The organism is Altererythrobacter aquiaggeris (assembly GCF_037154015.1).
Taxonomy (GTDB): Bacteria; Pseudomonadota; Alphaproteobacteria; order Sphingomonadales; family Sphingomonadaceae; genus Aestuarierythrobacter; species Aestuarierythrobacter aquiaggeris.
Genome location: NZ_JBANRL010000001.1, coordinates 1,912,987 through 1,930,770, shown reverse-complemented (window position 1 = coordinate 1,930,770; position 17,784 = coordinate 1,912,987). Strand labels below are relative to the sequence as shown.

General features: G+C 59.0%; 17 protein-coding genes and 2 tRNA genes. 9 read left to right on the top strand and 10 right to left on the bottom strand.

Going from position 1 to position 17,784, the window contains the following annotated elements; translation table 11 throughout:
• Nucleotide 1 precedes the first annotated feature (1 nt).
• Entirely contained in the window at nt 2-694 is a 693-nt protein-coding gene (locus tag WFP06_RS09415) for a prolyl hydroxylase family protein (protein WP_336986913.1), read from the bottom strand.
• 80 nt (nt 695-774) lie between these two features.
• Here WFP06_RS09415 and WFP06_RS09410 point away from each other — a divergent pair, with 80 nt between their 5' ends.
• On the top strand, nt 775-1,344 hold the full coding sequence (locus tag WFP06_RS09410) for a cytochrome b (RefSeq protein ID WP_336986912.1): 570 nt from the start codon (nt 775-777) through the stop codon (nt 1,342-1,344).
• 98 nt (nt 1,345-1,442) lie between these two features.
• On the opposite strand, the gene WFP06_RS09405 is transcribed toward WFP06_RS09410, so the two are convergent.
• Nucleotides 1,443-2,408 carry an RcnB family protein gene (locus WFP06_RS09405; RefSeq protein ID WP_336986911.1) on the bottom strand — a complete coding sequence of 322 codons (966 nt, stop codon included), beginning with the start codon at nt 2,406-2,408 and terminating at the stop codon, nt 1,443-1,445.
• Between the two features lie 193 nt (nt 2,409-2,601).
• Here WFP06_RS09405 and WFP06_RS09400 point away from each other — a divergent pair, with 193 nt between their 5' ends.
• Together WFP06_RS09400 and WFP06_RS09395 are read left to right on the top strand one after the other, a co-directional pair.
• Entirely contained in the window at nt 2,602-3,180 is a 579-nt protein-coding gene (locus WFP06_RS09400) for a pyridoxamine 5'-phosphate oxidase family protein (protein WP_336986910.1), read from the top strand.
• A 354-nt stretch (nt 3,181-3,534) separates the two neighbouring features.
• Nucleotides 3,535-3,849, top strand: a complete 315-nt coding sequence (locus tag WFP06_RS09395; RefSeq protein ID WP_336986909.1) for a GIY-YIG nuclease family protein — start codon at nt 3,535-3,537, stop codon at nt 3,847-3,849.
• A 447-nt stretch (nt 3,850-4,296) separates the two neighbouring features.
• Here the strand turns inward: WFP06_RS09395 and WFP06_RS09390 are convergent, their stop codons facing one another.
• On the bottom strand, nt 4,297-4,854 hold the full coding sequence (locus tag WFP06_RS09390; RefSeq protein ID WP_336986908.1) for a TetR/AcrR family transcriptional regulator: 558 nt from the start codon (nt 4,852-4,854) through the stop codon (nt 4,297-4,299).
• A gap of 54 nt (nt 4,855-4,908) precedes the next feature.
• On the opposite strand from WFP06_RS09390, the gene WFP06_RS09385 reads away from it, so the two are divergent.
• Nucleotides 4,909-5,310 carry a RidA family protein gene (locus WFP06_RS09385; protein ID WP_336986907.1) on the top strand — a complete coding sequence of 134 codons (402 nt, stop codon included), beginning with the start codon at nt 4,909-4,911 and terminating at the stop codon, nt 5,308-5,310.
• A 181-nt stretch (nt 5,311-5,491) separates the two neighbouring features.
• Here WFP06_RS09385 and ettA read toward each other — a convergent pair whose 3' ends face one another.
• Entirely contained in the window at nt 5,492-7,171 is a 1,680-nt protein-coding gene (gene ettA / locus WFP06_RS09380) for an energy-dependent translational throttle protein EttA (protein WP_336986906.1), read from the bottom strand.
• 140 nt (nt 7,172-7,311) lie between these two features.
• Between ettA and WFP06_RS09375 the strand changes: the two genes are divergently transcribed.
• Genes WFP06_RS09375 through WFP06_RS09365 form a run of 3 tightly spaced genes read left to right on the top strand, consistent with a single transcriptional unit; the run spans nt 7,312 to nt 10,789 of the window.
• The gene (locus WFP06_RS09375) at nt 7,312-8,688 is read left to right on the top strand and encodes a M28 family peptidase (RefSeq protein WP_336986905.1); all 1,377 of its coding nucleotides are present in this window, start codon (nt 7,312-7,314) and stop codon (nt 8,686-8,688) included.
• Complete coding sequence (locus WFP06_RS09370) at nt 8,685-9,227, top strand: PH domain-containing protein (protein ID WP_336986904.1); 543 nt, start codon at nt 8,685-8,687, stop codon at nt 9,225-9,227. Before WFP06_RS09375 ends, WFP06_RS09370 begins: the two co-directional genes overlap by 4 nt.
• A complete protein-coding gene (locus WFP06_RS09365; RefSeq protein ID WP_336986903.1) occupies nt 9,224-10,789 on the top strand; it encodes a PH domain-containing protein in 1,566 nt (521 codons plus the stop codon). Before WFP06_RS09370 ends, WFP06_RS09365 begins: the two co-directional genes overlap by 4 nt.
• Nucleotides 10,790-10,819: 30 nt before the next feature.
• On the opposite strand, the gene WFP06_RS09360 is transcribed toward WFP06_RS09365, so the two are convergent.
• The 5 genes from WFP06_RS09360 to WFP06_RS09340 form a co-directional block, all read right to left on the bottom strand.
• Nucleotides 10,820-11,662, bottom strand: coding sequence for a class II aldolase/adducin family protein (locus WFP06_RS09360; RefSeq protein WP_336986902.1), 843 nt, complete (start codon nt 11,660-11,662; stop codon nt 10,820-10,822).
• Nucleotides 11,663-11,705: 43 nt separating this feature from the next.
• Nucleotides 11,706-11,782, bottom strand: a tRNA-Pro gene (locus WFP06_RS09355).
• Between the two features lie 56 nt (nt 11,783-11,838).
• Nucleotides 11,839-11,915: transfer RNA gene (locus tag WFP06_RS09350), tRNA-Ile, on the bottom strand.
• Nucleotides 11,916-11,985: 70 nt separating this feature from the next.
• Complete coding sequence (locus WFP06_RS09345; RefSeq protein ID WP_336986901.1) at nt 11,986-12,996, bottom strand: polysaccharide deacetylase family protein; 1,011 nt, start codon at nt 12,994-12,996, stop codon at nt 11,986-11,988.
• Between the two features lie 56 nt (nt 12,997-13,052).
• Entirely contained in the window at nt 13,053-14,717 is a 1,665-nt protein-coding gene (locus WFP06_RS09340; RefSeq protein ID WP_336986900.1) for a HAMP domain-containing sensor histidine kinase, read from the bottom strand.
• A 215-nt stretch (nt 14,718-14,932) separates the two neighbouring features.
• Between WFP06_RS09340 and WFP06_RS09335 the strand changes: the two genes are divergently transcribed.
• On the top strand, nt 14,933-15,400 hold the full coding sequence (locus tag WFP06_RS09335) for an Lrp/AsnC family transcriptional regulator (RefSeq protein ID WP_336986899.1): 468 nt from the start codon (nt 14,933-14,935) through the stop codon (nt 15,398-15,400).
• Between the two features lie 47 nt (nt 15,401-15,447).
• Nucleotides 15,448-16,401, top strand: a complete 954-nt coding sequence (locus tag WFP06_RS09330) for a calcium/sodium antiporter (protein WP_336986898.1) — start codon at nt 15,448-15,450, stop codon at nt 16,399-16,401.
• Between the two features lie 29 nt (nt 16,402-16,430).
• Here WFP06_RS09330 and accC read toward each other — a convergent pair whose 3' ends face one another.
• A complete protein-coding gene (gene accC / locus WFP06_RS09325) occupies nt 16,431-17,780 on the bottom strand; it encodes an acetyl-CoA carboxylase biotin carboxylase subunit (protein ID WP_336986897.1) in 1,350 nt (449 codons plus the stop codon).
• Between the last annotated feature and the right edge of the window lie 4 nt (nt 17,781-17,784).

Here is a 17,784-nt window from a genome sequence, read left to right as displayed (position 1 = left end):
GTTAGGTCCGGTTGCCCCATGGGCGCGTGCGGTACCATTTGGTAAATATGTATTTGGTGCCCGCCGTAACCGGCGTGCCCGCGTGCATGGTCATTTCATTAGGAACACCATGCGGATCGGCATTGTTCCAGATCAACAGGACGCCGGGTTTGGGCTCGATAGAAAGGCCCAATCGAGTGAAAGCGGTGTCACCGCCGGCTTCCACATCGTTCAGAAACGCCATTGTGGTCCAGCTGCGCTGCCCGCCTTTATCTTTTTCCGACTTCCAATACGCCTCTTTCCACCAGAACCAGTCGCAATGTTCCTTGAATTCCTGTCCGGGAAGATAGCGTTGCCCCTGGATCGTCTCGCCCCAGGCCCGCTCCATACCCAGAAGGTCGTCAATCCGCCGTTCGATAGCCATCACGAACGGATCGTACATATCGATATCGCCGGAATAGCTCGTCCGGTTTTTCTCGGCATATTCGCCTTCGAAAGTGTCACTGGGCCGTGCAACCTTGTCGATCATGACCATCAATTTCTGGCATTCGCTGGGGCTGATAAAGTCGCCAACTGCAAAAATTTCGGCCTGATCGTTGGGCAGTTGATAAACCATCGGATCGGTCAACAACCGTTTACGAACGCGGTTGCCGACACGCTTGAGCGCAGCGCGGTCCGGGACGGTTTCCGGTGTCTTCAGCTTCAGGCCTGCCATGCGCCGACATTACCACCACAATACGGGGTATCAAGTGCGGGACTTGCGAACTTTACCAAGCGCGCTAACACTCCGCGGCTATGAACACACTTGATACATCAGCGGCAGCCCGCCGCTATTCGACAGGCGCGATGATCTTTCACTGGGTCATTGCCGTCGCCGTGATTGTCAACTGGCGGATAGCGGAGGCTGCGGAACACGCCGCCAGCAAAGCTGAAGCCGGCGAGATAATGATCAATCACAAAGCCTTGGGGATTACGATACTGGTTCTGACATTGGCCCGGCTGGCATGGCGGTTGACGCACAAGGTTCCGCCGTTGAGCAGCAGCCTGGCCGGTTGGGAAAAAGTTCTGGCGCGAAGTGTGCACATCATTTTTTACGTCCTGCTGATCGGGTTGCCGATCGGCGGCTGGCTGGGCGTATCGATGTTTGGCGCCGGCGTAGATATGTGGGGGCTGTTCACAGTCCCGGGCTTACCGGTTGGTGAATCGCCGGAAACCGGGAAGGCCATCATCGGGCTGCACAAGACCGGCGGCGAAATCATGCTGTATCTGATTGCGCTGCACATCGTGGGCGCGCTGAAACATACCTTATTCGACAAGGACGGCACGCTTTGGCGGATGTTGCCGTTTGGTTCACCCAAGGGCTGAATTTCCAACATGGCGTAACCCAAAAACCCCCGTCAGTTTCCCGACGGGGGTTCCGGTCATCCAGCGGTCTACTCTTCCGCCGAAAGTGATGGTCTGGCTTACCAGAAGAAGTCGTAGATTACGTCCACCACTTCGCCGGTATAGGTGTCCACCAGCATTACATCGTCGTAATAGCGGACCCAGCGGTAATCACCGTAAACCGCGGGCAGGCGGTAGCGCCACGGATCGTTGATCCAGTACCGGTTGCCGAAGAATACATTGTCGAGATGAAACCCGATGCTGAAGCGGCTGTACCGATGGCTGCGATAGGGCGCATAGTAACTGCCAAGGCGGAACACGTTGCGGTTGTACTGGCGATAAGTGTTCCAGTTATACCGTTGGTTGTTCCTCCATGTCCGGCGATCCCACCGGTCATGACGGCTGGCCCGGCGATCGCGGCGATAGTCATCACGGCGCTCGGCCTGGCGGTCGCGGCGATAATCATCACGGCGTTCGTCCCAGCGGTCGTTCCGGCGCGCCTCGCGGCGAATATCGCGGCGATTGTCACCGCGGGTACGGTCGCCGCCGTAAGTCGTGTTGCGGCTGCCGTCATTATACGAGCGGTTGCGCGTGGTCTGTGTTTCTGCACGGCTGCGGATGCCTTCGGCGCGGCGTTCGCTGCGGCGATCTACCGTGCGGGCAGCCCGGTCACCGCTACGCTCGATACGCGCGGCCCGCTGGTCTCCGCGTCGCTCGACGGTCCGCGCTGCGCGGTTATCGCCATTGTTGCGAAACTGCTCGGCCCGCCTGTCGGTACGGCGATCAACGCGGTCAGCACGCTGTTCGCTGCGGCGATCAATTTGCGCGGCTGCGCGGTCACCCTGACGCTCGACGCGGGCGGCCCTGCGCTCGCTGCGCTGCGATTGCTGTGCGGTTGCCTGGCGTTCAGCGCGCTGCATCATGCGTTCGGCGCGGGTTTCATCCTGCTTCGCGGCAGCTTCGGCCTGGGCTGGCATCGCGGCAAAGGCCAGCGCTGCTGCCAATGCGGCCATACCGCTGGTCTTCATCAAATACTTCATATCCATGACGGATCTCCAATATGCCCTGCCACCTGCAACAGCGACGGTGTTCAATGAACAGGTTCTAGTTCAGATTCGCTGACATAAAGCTGAACAAAGTGTAAACCCTGCCGTTCAGGTTAAGTCGCGCTTTTCTGAACATTCCAGTCGAATTACGATGCTGCTTGCCCCTGTTGCCGGATTCCCGCAGGTGAAATGGATGGATCCTCTTGGTGCAATATTGGCTGACTTGAAAACGCGTCTGTGCACCGCCGCCAATAGCCGTAATTCCCCGATGCATACGGCGGTTGTCGCAACGGCCGATGCGGATTTGCGGATAATGGTGCTGCGCGAATTTGCCAGCGATACAAACACCTTGCGCTTCCACACCGATGCCCGCAGTCCAAAAGTGGCGGCGATCAAGGCTGACCCGCGCGTGGGTGTGCTGTTTTATGACAAGCAGGCAAAGGTCCAGATACGTTGCCGCGGTAGCGGACGGATCGAACGGACCGGCCCTGTTGCCGACGCGGCATGGGCGGCCAGCGATAATTTCGCGCGCCGCTGCTATCTGGGGGCGGGGCCGGGCGAAGCATCGGACAAACCCACCAGCGGGCTTCCCGAGCGTTTCGAGGGGGTGGAACCCGGTGATGCCGAGCTGATCGCAGCCAGGCCCGACTTTGCCGTTCTGCTTGTTACAATCGAGGAGGCCGACTGGTTCAGCCTCGCGCATACCGGCCACCGGCGCGCGCTGTTCGATATGACGGCTGGAGCCGGACTTGGCCGCTGGATATCTCCCTGATTGCGCAAAACAGGGTTACACTAGTTACACCGTGTAACCCTGTTGGAAATTCGAATTAGCGCCCTTTATCAGGTGCTTAATCTCTGACCGGTGCGGCGGACAGATTCCGCGGAAGCGCGAAAACGCCGATTTACTGGCCAAAATCCCTGATTTGATGTTGGCAATGTGCAGCATGGGCGGTGTCTAGCGAACCCGGCGCGAGTAGGAAAAGTGTTTAACCTTCCGCTGCTTGGCCCGGCGAACGCAGAGACAACGGGCAATCAATCAGCAAGCCACCCTAGGTTCCCGCGTTCGCGGGAGTGACGAGTATAGAGGGGAGTTTGTACGATATGGCCAGGGCGCTATTCGCGAACAATGCGCGAAACGTTCCAACCCTGCGTTTATCTACTGGCGTCGAAGCGCAATGGCACGCTCTACGTTGGCGTGACCTCTAATCTGATGCAACGCATCGCCCAGCACCGCGACGGCTTGATCAAAGGCTTTACGTCGGACCATGATGTCAAAGTGCTGGTCTGGTTCGAACAGCACGCGACCATGGAACACGCGATCCAGCGCGAGAAACGGATCAAAAGGTGGAACCGCGCGTGGAAGCTGAATCTGATCGAGCACGATAATCCGACATGGCGCGATTTGGCGGAGGACTTCGGGTTTGATCCACACGAGCGCTGATCCCGCTAATATCGTTGTCCGTTCCCACTCATTTGTTATGCCCGCCCCTCATTTCGTTATCCCTTCGCCCATCGTCATTCCCGCGCCCCTTCGTTATCCCCACGTCCCTTCGTCATGCCCGCGCCCCTTCGTCATCCCCGCGCACGCGGGGACCCAGAGCAACCAGTCACCAGGCCACCCTGGGTTCCCGCGTTCGCGGGAATGACGAGTGAGAGAGTTTACAAACCCGGTCCGCCGCGTCGCATAAGATCGACGCCACTCTAACCACTCACTGTCGGGAGGGTTGTCCGCAATTGGGTGGTTTTGCGACTGTCGGCTTCTGGAGAATAAGGCGGAAATAGCGGACGCTTTCGCGCCAAGGGTTTTATAGCCGCAAACGACTCAACAGTTGCCATCATGGCATCATGTATCAAGCTTGATTAAATGCCCCCGAAGTCGCAGTCTGGCTCAGACGGTCATAAAAAGACGTGTGATCTGGCTTTTCGTTGGCGGCGGGCCGCGCCCGGTGGCGTGCATGAAAGCCAGCCCATCAAGGATGCCGACGCAGGCATCAATCTGGCCCTCATCGAGGTCGGTTGAGATCAAATTCAAAAAAAATGCGGTGAGCTGCTTGGAAGCCTCTTCCAACCGATCAGCGATTGGCTTCAGTTCCGGTTCGCGCGCTCCGACCAAAACAAGTTCAAATCTGGCGAGTAGCCAGTCTTTTTTCTCGTTAACGAATTTCAACAAGTCGTCCGCGACAAAGTCGATTGCGTCCGATTTTCGATCTTGTGCGACGAGATCCGCAAAGTGCAGTTTAACTTCCGCACAATCCAGCTCCATGTTTGTAGCCAGATAGCTGGCTACCGCTTCGACCAGCGGAATCTTCTTACGAAAATAGTACGTTGTAGAGCCTGACGGCAGGCCAGCCTCGACATCCACCGCGCGGTGAGTCAGTCCCGAATACCCTTTTGTGGCTAGGAGCCTCAAGCCTGCATCGAGAATTTTGTCTTTTCGTCCGCTCATGATAACCAATGCTCTACATTTGTAGCGATTCGCTCAACATTGTGGAGATTATGAATGACACAGGTCGTCGAAAAGTTGAACCCCGATACCCTGCCCGATGCACCCAGCATGGGCTATTCACAGATCTCAATCTTCGGTCCCGGCAGACAGATCTTCATCTCGGGACAGGTCGCATGGCAGCGCGATGGCACACCGGTTCCAGAAAACATCATTGATCAAACCAAAATTGCGATGGAAAATGTTAAAAAAGCACTGGCTGCAGCCGGAGCCAAGATCGAGAACGTGACGTCGGTTCGGCTTTATCTCGTAAATCCGTCTTTGAACGATTTCAGCGTTGTCGGGGCCACTTTGATGCCTTTCTTCGAGGGAACGAAGCCTACCTTTACAGCATTAGGGGTGACGGCCCTTGGCGGAGATGGTCTTAAGGTAGAAATAGAAGTTACCGCCGTCGTCTGAACTTAGAGCGCGTCTTCGACGCGGGATCGACATCATTTTCCAATGGCGGCTTCCACCCCCAATTCGCGATAAAAGCAGGAAACGCAAACTGCGTCCGCTTCTGGGAAGAAAAACAACCGTCCTCAATGTCCGACTTCGGGTCGTTAGCGGTCGTTCCCGGTAACGACCCTTACCTTTCTCCTTACCTGGTCAGCTTTTTATACGCCAATCTGGTAGGCCGATCCGCCGCATCGCCCAAACGGCGCCGCTTGTCTTCCTCATAGGCTTCGAAGTTGCCCTCGAACCATTCCACATGACTGTCGCCCTCGAACGCGAGGATATGCGTGGCCAGACGGTCGAGGAAGAAGCGGTCATGCGAGATAACCACGGCGCAGCCGGCAAAGTTTTCGATGGCATCTTCCAGCGCGCGCAGCGTTTCCACGTCGAGATCGTTGGTCGGTTCATCTAGCAGCAGCACGTTGCCGCCGTTTTTGAGCATTTTGGCCATGTGGACGCGGTTGCGTTCACCGCCCGACAGTTTGCCGACGTTTTTCTGCTGGTCCTGCCCCTTGAAGTTGAACGCGCCGACATAGGCGCGGGTGGACTGGTCGTGCCCGTTGACCTTCATATAATCGAGGCCGTCGCTGATCTCTTCCCAGACATTGTTGCCGGGCGTCAGATCGTCGCGGCTCTGGTCGACATAGCCCAGATGGACCGTCTCGCCGATTTCGATGCTGCCGGTGTCGGTGGTTTCCTGACCGGTGATCATGCGGAACAGCGTGGATTTGCCCGCGCCGTTCGGTCCGATGATGCCCACAATGCCGCCCGGCGGCAAAGTGAAGCTGAGGTCTTCGAACAACAGTTTGTCGCCATAGGCCTTGGAGATACCCTTGGCCTCGATCACCTTCGAGCCGAGCCGTTCGGGAACCTGCACCACGATCTGTGCCTTGCCGGGCTTCCGCTCCGACTGGGCTTCCTGAAGCTGCTCGAACTTGCGCAGGCGCGCCTTGGATTTGGTCTGGCGGCCCTTGGGGGTCTGGCGAATCCATTCGAGTTCTTCGGACAGTGCCTTCTGGCGGCCCGTATCTTCGCGGTCTTCCTGTGCCAGCCGCTTGGATTTCTTGTCGAGATAAGTCGAATAATTGCCCTCATACGGGAAATATGATCCGCGATCGAGTTCGAGAATCCATTCGACCACATTATCCAGGAAGTAGCGGTCATGGGTGATCATCAGCACCGCACCGGCATATTCCTTGAGATGGTTTTCAAGCCATTCGACCGATTCGGCGTCAAGGTGGTTGGTCGGTTCGTCCAGCAGCAGAATGCCCGGTTTCTGGATCAGCAGACGGGTGAGCGCGACGCGGCGGCGTTCACCGCCCGACAGGTTTTCAACCGAGGCATCGGATGGCGGACAGCGTAGTGCCTCCATCGCAATCTCGAGCTGGTTGTCGAGCGTCCAGCCGTCCACCGCGTCGATCTTTTCCTGCAATTCGCCCATCTCTTCCATCAGCGCGTCAAAATCGGTGTCGTCCTGCGGATCGCCCATTTCGGCGGAGATCGCATTGAAGCGGTCGACCATGTCAGCCGTTTCGCGTGCGCCGTCCTTGACGTTTTCAAGCACGGATTTGCTTTCGTCCAGCGTGGGTTCCTGCGCCAGATAGCCGACGGTGATGTTCTCGCCGGCCCATGCTTCGCCTGTGATATCCTTGTCGATCCCGGCCATGATCTTGATCAGCGTCGATTTACCCGCGCCGTTGGGACCCACGATGCCGATCTTCGCACCCTGATAGAATTGCAGGTTGATGTTCGACAGCACCGGCTTGGGCGCTCCGGGGAAAGTCTTGGTCATGTCCTTCATGACGAATGCGTATTGCGCGGCCATCGGTGGTCCTTCGGGTCGGTCGGTTTTCTATGAAAGTTGGTGCGCAGATAGGGCGTGAGCGCGCGCGGGGCAAGCGCTGCATGGCGGGCAGGCAGCATCCGCACTTGGCATACGGGCGGCGGCGCATTAGCAGTTGCCGCATGAAACACATCACACTCGCGCTGGTCGCGCTTTCGCTCCCTGCTTGCGCAACGGCGCAGCAACACGCAACCATGACTTTGGAGCAGGGGGCGGACAATGTGCTGGTGTCCGACACACTGGCGTATGACTTTGTCGAGGGTCTGACAACCGAAGTGGGCCCGCGGCAAGCCGGAACCGAGGCAGAAAAACGCGGCCGCGACTGGGCTGTGAACTGGCTTCGTAGCAATGGCTTCCAGAATGTCGCGGACGAACCGTTCCAGATGGAAACATGGGTCCCCGGCGAAATGGCCACCGCGCATATCGTCGATCCGTTTCCCCAGCCGATGGTAATTGCGCCGCTGGGCGGAAGCGTTTCGACCGGACCTGACGGTATCACTGCCCAAGTGACCGAGTTCGAGACGTTCGCGGATCTGATGGCTGCGCCCGCCGGCAGTCTCGCCGGAAAAATCGCTTACATCAGCCATTCGATGACACCGACACAGGACGGTTCGCAATACGGGTTTGCCGGCCCCGCGCGCTGGGTCGGGGCCAGCGTTGCTGCCAGCAAGGGTGCGGTCGCGACGGTCATCAAATCGGTCGGGACCGACTATCACCGCAATCCGCATACGGGCGGCACCCGCGTGGTGGACGCCATGATCCCTGCGGGCGCGCTGTCGCTGCCCGATGCTGCCAATCTGGAACGGATGTTCGACCGCGCCGACGGTAGGCCGATCACGATGCGGCTGGTTCTGACACCGCGCAGCCTTGGCACCACAACCAGCGGCAACGTGGTGGGCGAGATTGTGGGCCGCGATCCATCACTGCCGCCGGTTCTGCTGGCCTGCCATCTTGATAGCTGGTGGAACGGGACGGGCGCATTTGATGATGGCGCGGGCTGCGGGATCGTAGCCGCCGCCGCGCTGCATGTATCGCACACCGGCCAGCCGCTGCGCACCATCCGCGTGCTGATGGCAGGCGCCGAAGAAGTCGGCCTGATCGGCAGTGTCGCCTATTCAAAGGCGCATATCGACGAGAAAATCGGCGTCGGGCTCGAAAGCGATTTCGGCGCGGACAGGATCTGGCAAATCCAGACGAATTTCGGCGAGAGCAATGCCGACCTGTCAAAAACCCTTGCCGCAGCGGTGGCCCGTTTTGGCGTTGCGCCGACTTCCATTGTCGCCACCGGCGGGGCGGATATCAATATCTCGCGCGATCAGAAGGGTGCGATTATCGATCTTCAACAGGATGGAACCCGCTATTTCGATCTGCATCACACGCCTGACGATACGCTCGACAAGATCGACCCGGCGCAACTGCGGCAGAATGTCGCCGTGTGGATGCAGGTTGCCGGTATTCTCGCCAATTATCCGGGCGATATTCAGGGAAAGACTGAATGAGCGAAGACCAGCCGCCAGTAACGCAAGGTGAGGCTGATCCGCCGTCCGCCCCGCTATCCGCCCCGCCACAGGTGCTGGGCCCGCTCGGCCTGACGCAGGTCCACCCTGACCACAAGAAAGTGCTGCGGATCAAGGCGCTGATTGCATCGATGGTCATGCTGGTCCCGGTTACAATCATTCAATTCGCCGCCCCTGTTCCGATGGGCGTGTTGATTGTCCCCGCACTCATATTGGCCGGTCTGTTCATCTGGCGGCTGCCGCGCCGGCGATATGATTACAAGGGGTTCGACATGGGCGCCGACCGCTTGCGGGTCGTGCGCGGCTATTGGTGGCGCGCCGATGCGGTGGTGCCTTTTGGCCGTGTCCAGCATCTTGACGTCCAGCAAGGTCCGCTGGAACGCACTTACGGTCTGGCAACGCTGATCCTGCATACCGCAGGCACGCATAATGCATCGGTACCGCTCGCCGGTCTGTTACGCGAAGATGCGGAGGCAATGCGCGAAACGATCCGCCAGCATATCAAGCGCGAGGCGTTGTGAACGGCAACGCCGACATCGCCGGCGAAACTCCCGCCAGCATCCCCGAAAACGCCGGACGCCGCACCGCGCCGCTGGGTTTTGTCGTCAAGGCGGTGGAAGGGCTGCGGCAGGCGATTTTCCCGATGATAGCGGCGCTGTTTGCCGCCGGTTCAAGCGACTACCGCGTGCCGATCGCTATCGGAATTGGCGCGTTGATCGCGGCGCTTAGCGGTTTCTTTGCATGGCTCGGCTGGACCCGTCTGAGGTACTATGTCGGCAAGGAGGATATCAGGGTCGAAAGCGGCATTCTGAGCCGCGAGGCCCGGTCCGTTCCCTACGAACGTATTCAGGACGTGAGCCTGGAAGCCAAACTGATCCCCCGGCTGCTGGGGCTCACCCAGATCAAATTCGAAACCGGTGCGGGCGGCAAGGATGAATTGTCGCTCCAATATGTGACCGGCGCAGAAGGGGAGCGATTGCGCGAGGTGATCCGCGAAAGGCGCGAGGGCGCTGCGAGTGACGGTGCACCAGCGGATGAAGCCGGGGCGGGCGAGGATACGGCGCAAGCGGCGATCGGCGCGCCGATTTTCGCAATGGATAGCCGCCGCATTCTGACTTTCGGGTTCTTCGAATTTTCGCTGGTGATTTTTGCATTGTTGGCGGGTGCCGCGCAGCAATTTGAGTTCCTGTTTCCCTTCAATTTCTGGGACTGGCAGGATTGGGCAAACGTGGCCGGCGAACAGGACGAGCTGGTGAAAGGCATCGGCAGATTGGGTTTGGCGGGACAAATTCTGGGCGTGGTCGCCGCGCTGGGTGCAGTGGCCGTGATAGGATTTTTAACCGGCATGGCGCGAACATTCGCGCGTGAATATGATTTCCGGCTGGAACGGACGGCCAAGGGATTTCGCAGACAGCGCGGCTTGTTCACGCGGACCGACGTGGTCATGCCGGCACACCGGGTGCAGGCAGCACGCATCCAGACCGGAATCATCCGCCGCAGATTTGGCTGGCATTCGCTGAAATTCGTCAGTCTGGCGCAGGACAACGGTTCATCGAGCCATGTCGCGGCCCCGTTTGCAAAACTCGCCGAAATCTGGCCGATTGCCGCCGAGGCGGGCATCACCGCTCCTGCCGCGGAGCTGGTCTGGATGCGCCCGTCGCCCAGAAAATGGGTCGATGGCGGCGTTCTGCTCGGGTCGATCGCGACCTTGGTTGCGGCGGGCTGGCTGATTGCGGGCCATTGGCCAATGTCGCTGGCCGTCGCAGCAATCGGTTACCCGCTGATCGCCGCAGGTTGCTGGCTTGGCTGGAGGCGGCACCGCTTTGCCCGCGATGCAGAACAGCTGTTCGTTAGCGAGGGCTTGCTGTCACCCGACCTGTCGGTCGCACCGCGAATCCGCTTGCAGTCGGTCGAAATCAGGCATGGTCCCCTGTCACGGTGGCGCGGTTATTGCGAATTGCATCTCGGACTTGCAGGCGGCCGGTTGTCAATCGATGGCATTTCGTTTGATGATGCAAAGATCATCCGCGAGGAAATTCTCGATAGCATCGTCAGTGTCGATTTCTCCGACTTGCCCAAATAAACGGGCCGCTGTCGAGGCTGAGGCTTTGCCCTAGTAATCGTGTCCAGGATTAGTGCGCTTCAATTTGCGCATCAGGCCCGGCCACACCAGATTATCGCCAAGTCCCGGCATGAACGCTGGAGCCGTTTGCTGGTGGACGCGGTTGCCCATCGATTCCGGTTCCTCGTGCAATTTGTCCTCGCTGCCGACCGCTTGCGCAAGAATTTGCGTTTTGCAGGCGTTTTCGAGAAAATACATCCGCAGAAACGCGAGCGCGCAGTTCTGACCGATTGTCAGCGTGCCATGATTGCGCAGGATCAGCAGGTTTTTTTCGCCAATGTCGGCAACCAGCCGCTCACGTTCGTCCAGATCAAGCGCGATACCTTCATAATCGTGATAGGCCAAATCATCATGCACTTGCATGGAAAACTGGGTGTAACGGCGAAGGCCATCCTTCTGCACGCTGACTGCGATGCCATAGGGCGTATGCACATGGATCACGCAGCCCGCATCATGGCGCGCCATGTGGACCGCGCTGTGAATGGTGAAGCCCGCCGGATTGATCATATACGGCGACGCTTGCTTGATAGTGCCTTCGACATCGATCTTGACCAGCGCGGAAGCGGTCATCTCATCGAACATCACGCCGTACGGATTGATCAGAAAGCGTTCTTCGCCATCCTCGTCAGGCAGACGGGCCGAAATATGCGTGAACACCAGATCCGTCCAGCCGTGCATCGCGCACAGGCGGTAAGTCGCGGCCAGTTCGCAACGCAATTGCCATTCGGTATCGGAAACCTTGCCTTCAAGCCGGTCGATCGTGGTGGGATCAGGAATATCGAACCCGCGCTTCATTCCGATGGCAGGTGCGGGGGTATCAACGGCGATATTCATGGCTGAGCCTCTCTTTCGAGAACACTATTAGCATAGAAAAGAATGGTCGGGGAGACAGGATTCGAACCTGCGACCCTCTGTTCCCAAAACAGATGCGCTACCAGGCTGCGCCACTCCCCGACACTTTTCTTGCGCGAACCGGCAAAGCCGGCATCGATTGCCCCGAGGGCCCGCTGTGGTGGGCCCGGCAGGACTCGAACCTGCGACCTATCCGTTATGAGCGGACAGCTCTAACCAACTGAGCTACAGGCCCACATCAATCTCATCGATTGCGCGGGCGGGCAAATAGCCCGCGATGCAGCACATGACAAGTAGCGTTTCAATTATTGTTTCGGTGTCGTCTCAACCGCCGCCATAACCTGCTTGACGGTGACCGGCTTCACACCGCGCATATCGAGATAGGTATAGACCCTGCGCCACCAGTCATACAGCGAATCGAGATCATCTTCGGTGCGGACATAAGGCGTGTTGCCCGGGCTGAGCGAAGGGCTGTGGAAGGATAGAACCAGCAGCGGCAATCCGTCGTCCAGCGCCATATCGATACCGCGAATCGCCTCGTCCACCGAAACGCCTTCGGGTGTCAGGGGAATACGCTCCAACATACCGGCCCGCGCCATGATCCCGCGCAGCCGGCCCATGTTCTGCAATTTCGGAAACAGCGTGTGTCCCTGCTTGCGCAGCATGCCCCAATAGACCGTGGTCAGCGGCAGTTCGAGCAACGCGCCATCATCACCGGCCCAATACGGGGTCAGCGGATGCGCGCTGTAATCGGGGCCGCCATTCTCGCTGTAATCGAAATTCGCCCTGACCGAACTGTCGATCGGAATACCCGCCTGTCTCAGCATGGCGGCGCTATTGGGGCCAAGGCCGTATCGTCCCGCGCGATAGATCAGCGGTTCGGTTTTAAAATTCTTCGCGATCACGGCGTGCAATTTGGTGAATTTCGCGTGTTCCAGCTCGGGCGGCAAGTTGCCGGCAAAACTGTTCAGCGTATTCACTTCCTCCTCATGCGGGGGATTGACCCAGGGATGCAGCTGGATTCCGATTTCGGCTTTTCCGCCGCTGATTGCATTGCCCAGAATCTGCACCGCCAGCTCGGATGTCGCGACCGGCCAATCGATCAGATACACCGGGCTGACGCCGATCCCCTCGCAAAATTGCTGGAATTTTCGCAGGCGCGGCACGTGATCGAGCGAGTGGCCTGCCGGTTTGAACGGCGCCGACCAGTCGAATTCCTCCTCGGTATCGACGGTCAGCAGCGCGCGCTGACCAAAATGACTGGCGAAGCGGGCCTGTGCACCGCGCAGCGGGGGATCGATCAGATTAGCAGCCATCGTCCTGTCGCTACCTTTACCCCCAACCGACCGGCCGATCGCGAAGCGTTGCCGGTTCAGCCTCTAGAACCCAGTCTCTCGCTATTGTCAGCCTTGTTCGCGGTCAAGAGCGGCAGCGTCAGCAGCAGTGTATCATCCAGCCTTTCGAGCGACCCGCCCGCAGCGGCGCATTCTGCACGGGCCAGCCGAAGCGAAAAGCCCGCTCCGAACATTCCCGCCGTGACCGCTGATGCCTCGTTTCGCACCGAAGCCCCGAATACATCGTTGCGGCTGAGCATGTGCGCCGGAAGATCGATGGTGACAGCAACGGTTTCCGCGGTTCTGCGGATGACCAGTTCGATCACCTCGCCCGCCGAGACAGCTGCGGCGAGTGTGGCAAACAGCCGCCAGATCATATTTTCGCCGTCCTGCGCGGCCAGCGGTACGGGGCAGGGCTGATCTGCGCCCTGCAGCGCAAATTCGCTCATGCGCGGGGCAAGCAGACCCGAAAGCTGCTGGGTGACCTTGGCAAGCAGATCGGCCAGATCGCATGACCCCTCGTCCAGTTCCAACGCGCCCGCTTCCAGCCGGGCCAGCCGGTCAAGTTCGTCAAATCCGGCCAGCATCCGCGCGGCGTCACCCGCGATGGTTGCGGCAAGCGCGCGGTATTCATGCGGTGTCGGACCGAACAACTGCTGCTGGATGACTTCGGCAAAACCCTGAATGGCGTTTACGGGCGTGCGCAGTTCATGCAGCATCTGGCGGATCCGGTCGGCTTGCGGATTGACCTGCTGCGTTGCTGAATTCGCGGCCTGCCGGTCAATGCGCCGGGCCCGCCCGACATGGCCGAGAAACCGGCCGCCGATGTCGGCAAAGCGCGGTGCTGCGTCAATCCGCCATTCGCCGCCAAGCAGAGGAACCATGCCGAGCGATAGCGTTGCGCCAGAGACGACCAGCCGGCGGCGCAAAGCCCTGCCGACCGTTCCGGCCGCCGTGTCGCCGGCAAGCGTATGGCCGATCATTGCAGCGCCTGCAGCGCCTTCTGCCCAGTCCACCTGGCCGGCTGCATCGAGCGAAAAATCGAATTTGGTGATTGTTTTGCCGCGATCCCGTTCTTCCAGATCAAGAGGAAGCGTGGGATCACTGCTGCCGGGCAGGCCAACCGGGCGTGATCTGGTTTGCCGGTAAGCCTCGATCCGCTCGACAAGTTCTCCGATGCCGCCAGCTTTGGGAGCCTGCGCAGAGCTTTTTTCGGGAGCGACAGGAGCCAGCACTTCCTGCACCGGTTCGTACCCCTCGGGCTGCGGTAGAACATGATCGCCGACACCCAGTTTCGCCAGCAGCGCCGCCACATCCGGGTCCAGATCGCGGCGGTGCCTCAACAGTCCGCGTGCCCGCATCGGCAGGGCGGGGATCAGTTTCAGCCAGTCGGCTGGTGGCAGCTTTGCATTCGATAGCGCCGCAGTCGCGACCGCGGGCTCGTCCTCCGCCAGCCGCGCGACCAATTTGGCATTACGCAGGCGAGTGGCGGGATCGGACAGAATAGCGGCGCGTGTGGCCATAGGCAGATTTTCCGCCAGCGCACCCAGCCGCAGATAGGCAGTGGCAAGCAATTTCTCGTCGCTTGGCCGGTTATGCGCACCCAGCAGATCGATCAGCTGGCGAAATTGCGTGGCTGCCCCGCGCTCGCTGGCGGCGCGGTGGCGCAGCACTGTCGCAAGGCGGTCATCAAAATGCATCATTTCTCCGGCATCGGGCAGCGATTACGCATCATACGCAATTTTCCGAGGGAACCCCTAACAGCCAGCCGTTTTCACCCAACGGGTTTGATGGATGCGTTGCAAAGCGGGACAATTACGACCATAGATAATAATATTAGTCAGACGCGGTGCTTTACGCCGCTTTCATTACCTGAACCTATGCGTTTCGGGGGCATTCAAAGGGGGATCGCGTACAAATGGCAAATCTCGATTCAATCGACCGGCGATTGTTATCCGAATTACAGGATGAAGGGCGCATTACCAATGTCGAACTGGCGCAGCGGGTCGGGCTGACCGCTCCGCCATGTCTGCGCCGCGTTCGCGCGCTTGAGGATGCCGGGGTTATCCGGGGCTATCACGCCGAACTCGATGCCTCCGAACTGGGGTTTGCGATTACCGTGTTCGCGATGGTGAGCCTGAAAAGTCAGGCGGAAGATGCCCTGCGCGAATTTGAAGACCACATGAATAACCTTCCCGAAGTGCGCGAAGTGCATATGCTGAATGGCGAGATCGATTTTATCCTGAAGATCGTCAGCCGCGATTTGCAGAGTTTTCAGGAATTTCTGACCAGCAAGCTGACACCTGCGCCCAACGTCGATAGCGTAAAAACGTCGCTGACGATCCGCACCAGCAAACATGAACCCGGTGTTCCGCTGGATAAATAAGGCTGCTGGCCCGATCCGCATTCCACTCTGGCAAAAATTGATCCGAGATGACTGTAATTCTTTTGCTTGGCGGTATTTTACTGCTTGCCATTGGCGGCGAGTTATTGGTCCGCGGTTCTGTCGGCGTAGCGCGTTATCTGGGCGTGTCGCCATTGCTCGCCGGCCTGACGATTGTCGGCTTCGGCACCTCCGCGCCGGAACTGGCCACCAGCCTGCAGGCAGCGCTGGCAGGCTCGCCCGGGATTGCTGTGGGAAATGTCGTCGGGTCAAACATTGCCAATTTCCTGCTGATCATCGGGATTTCCGCGATGATCATGCCGCTCGCCATTACGCCCAAGGCTTTCAGGCGCGATGGTCTGGCGCTGATGATCGCCACGCTCGGCTGCGCCGGAATCGTGATGTTCGGTTTTATCGAACGGTGGATGGGGATCGTGCTGCTGGTGGCGCTGGCCGGATACATTGTCTGGGCATTTCTGAGCGAGCGCGAAACGCATGATAGCGAAGCTGTACGGCACGAGCAGGAAGCGGGTGATATTGCATCGCCCGTAACCGGCATCTGGACGTTGATTGCGATTTCCGTGGGCGGGATTGCCGCCGCAGTCATCGGTGCCGATTTCCTGGTCACGGCAGCTATCGACCTTGCACGCGGGTGGGGAATTTCGGAAGCAGTCATCGGGGTGACAGTCGTGGCATTCGGCACTTCGCTGCCGGAACTGGTGGCCTGCGTGGTGGCGGCGATGCGCAATCATGGCGACGTGGCGCTGGGCAACGCGGTTGGATCCAATATCTATAATATCTGCGCTATCCTCGGCATCACGGCGATTGTCCACCCGCTCGAAGTTCCGCCCGAAATCATGCGTCTGGACATCTGGGTTATGGTGGGTGTGGCCGTGCTGATGGTTATCTTCCTGCGCACCGGCTGGACATTCAAACGCTGGGAAGGCGCAGTGTTCGCTGCGTTATACGCAGCCTATATCGCTGTGCAGGTAAGCATTGCCTGAGCACCGCCTGATGATCTTACCCGCAATAGCTAGCCCTTGCGGGCGGCGAGATAATCTTCGAGCCATTTGATCGAGTAGTCACCGTTGAGCACGTCAGGTTGCTGGAGCAATTCCTGATGTAGCGGGACTGACGTCTTCACGCCTTCGACCACCATTTCTTCCAGCGCGCGCCGCAGCCGCATAATGCATTTTTCGCGCGTCCGCCCATAGACGATCAGTTTGGCTATCATCGAATCGTAATAGGGCGGAATGATGTAACCGGCGTATAGCCCGCTATCGACGCGGACGTGCATCCCGCCGGCAGCATGATAATTGGTGACCTTGCCCGGAGAAGGCGTGAAATCGAATGGGTCTTCGGCGTTGATCCGGCATTCGATCGCATGGCCGGTAAACTCGACCTGGTCCTGCGTGACGGACAAGTCATTGCCATCGGCAATGCAGATCTGTTCGCGCACCAGATCGACGCCGGTTATCATTTCGGTGACCGGATGCTCCACCTGAAGCCGGGTATTCATTTCGATGAAATAGAACTCACCGTTTTCCCACAGAAATTCGATAGTGCCCGCGCCGCGATAGGCCATGTCTGCCATCGCCTTGGAACAGATTTCGCCCATTCTGTCGCGTTCAGCGGCATCCAGGACCGGAGACGGCGCCTCCTCCAGCACTTTCTGGTGGCGGCGTTGCAGCGAACAATCACGCTCTCCCAGATGGATCGCGTTACCGCGCCCGTCGCCAAACACCTGAAATTCGATATGCCGCGGGTTACCGAGATATTTTTCCAGATAGACAGTATCATCGCCAAATGCCGACTTTGCTTCGTTGGCAGCGGCCTGCATCAGTTTTTCCAATTGAGCTTCTTCGGGCACGACCTTCATGCCGCGCCCACCGCCGCCCGATGCAGCCTTTACCAGAACCGGATAGCCGATTTCGGCAGCAACCTGTTTGGCTTCGGCGAGCGAAGTGATTGCGCCCGGCGAGCCGGGTACCAGCGGCAGACCCAGCTTGCCGGCCGTGCGTTTTGCCTCGACCTTGTCGCCCATCGTGCGGATGTGTTCGGGCTTTGGCCCGATCCACTTGATATCATGCGCTTCGACAATTTCGGCGAAGTTCGCGTTTTCGGACAGAAATCCATAACCGGGATGGATCGCGTCGCAATGCGCAATCTCTGCGGCGGAGATGATATTGGCGACATTGAGGTAGCTGTCGGTTGCGGGGGGAGGGCCGATGCATACCGCATGGTCAGCCAGCCGCACATGCATCGCATCCGCGTCCGCAGTCGAATGCACCGCAACCGTTTCAATCCCCATTTCATGCGCCGCACGGTGAATGCGCAGCGCGATTTCGCCGCGATTGGCGATCAACAGGCGGGTAATTGCCATTGCC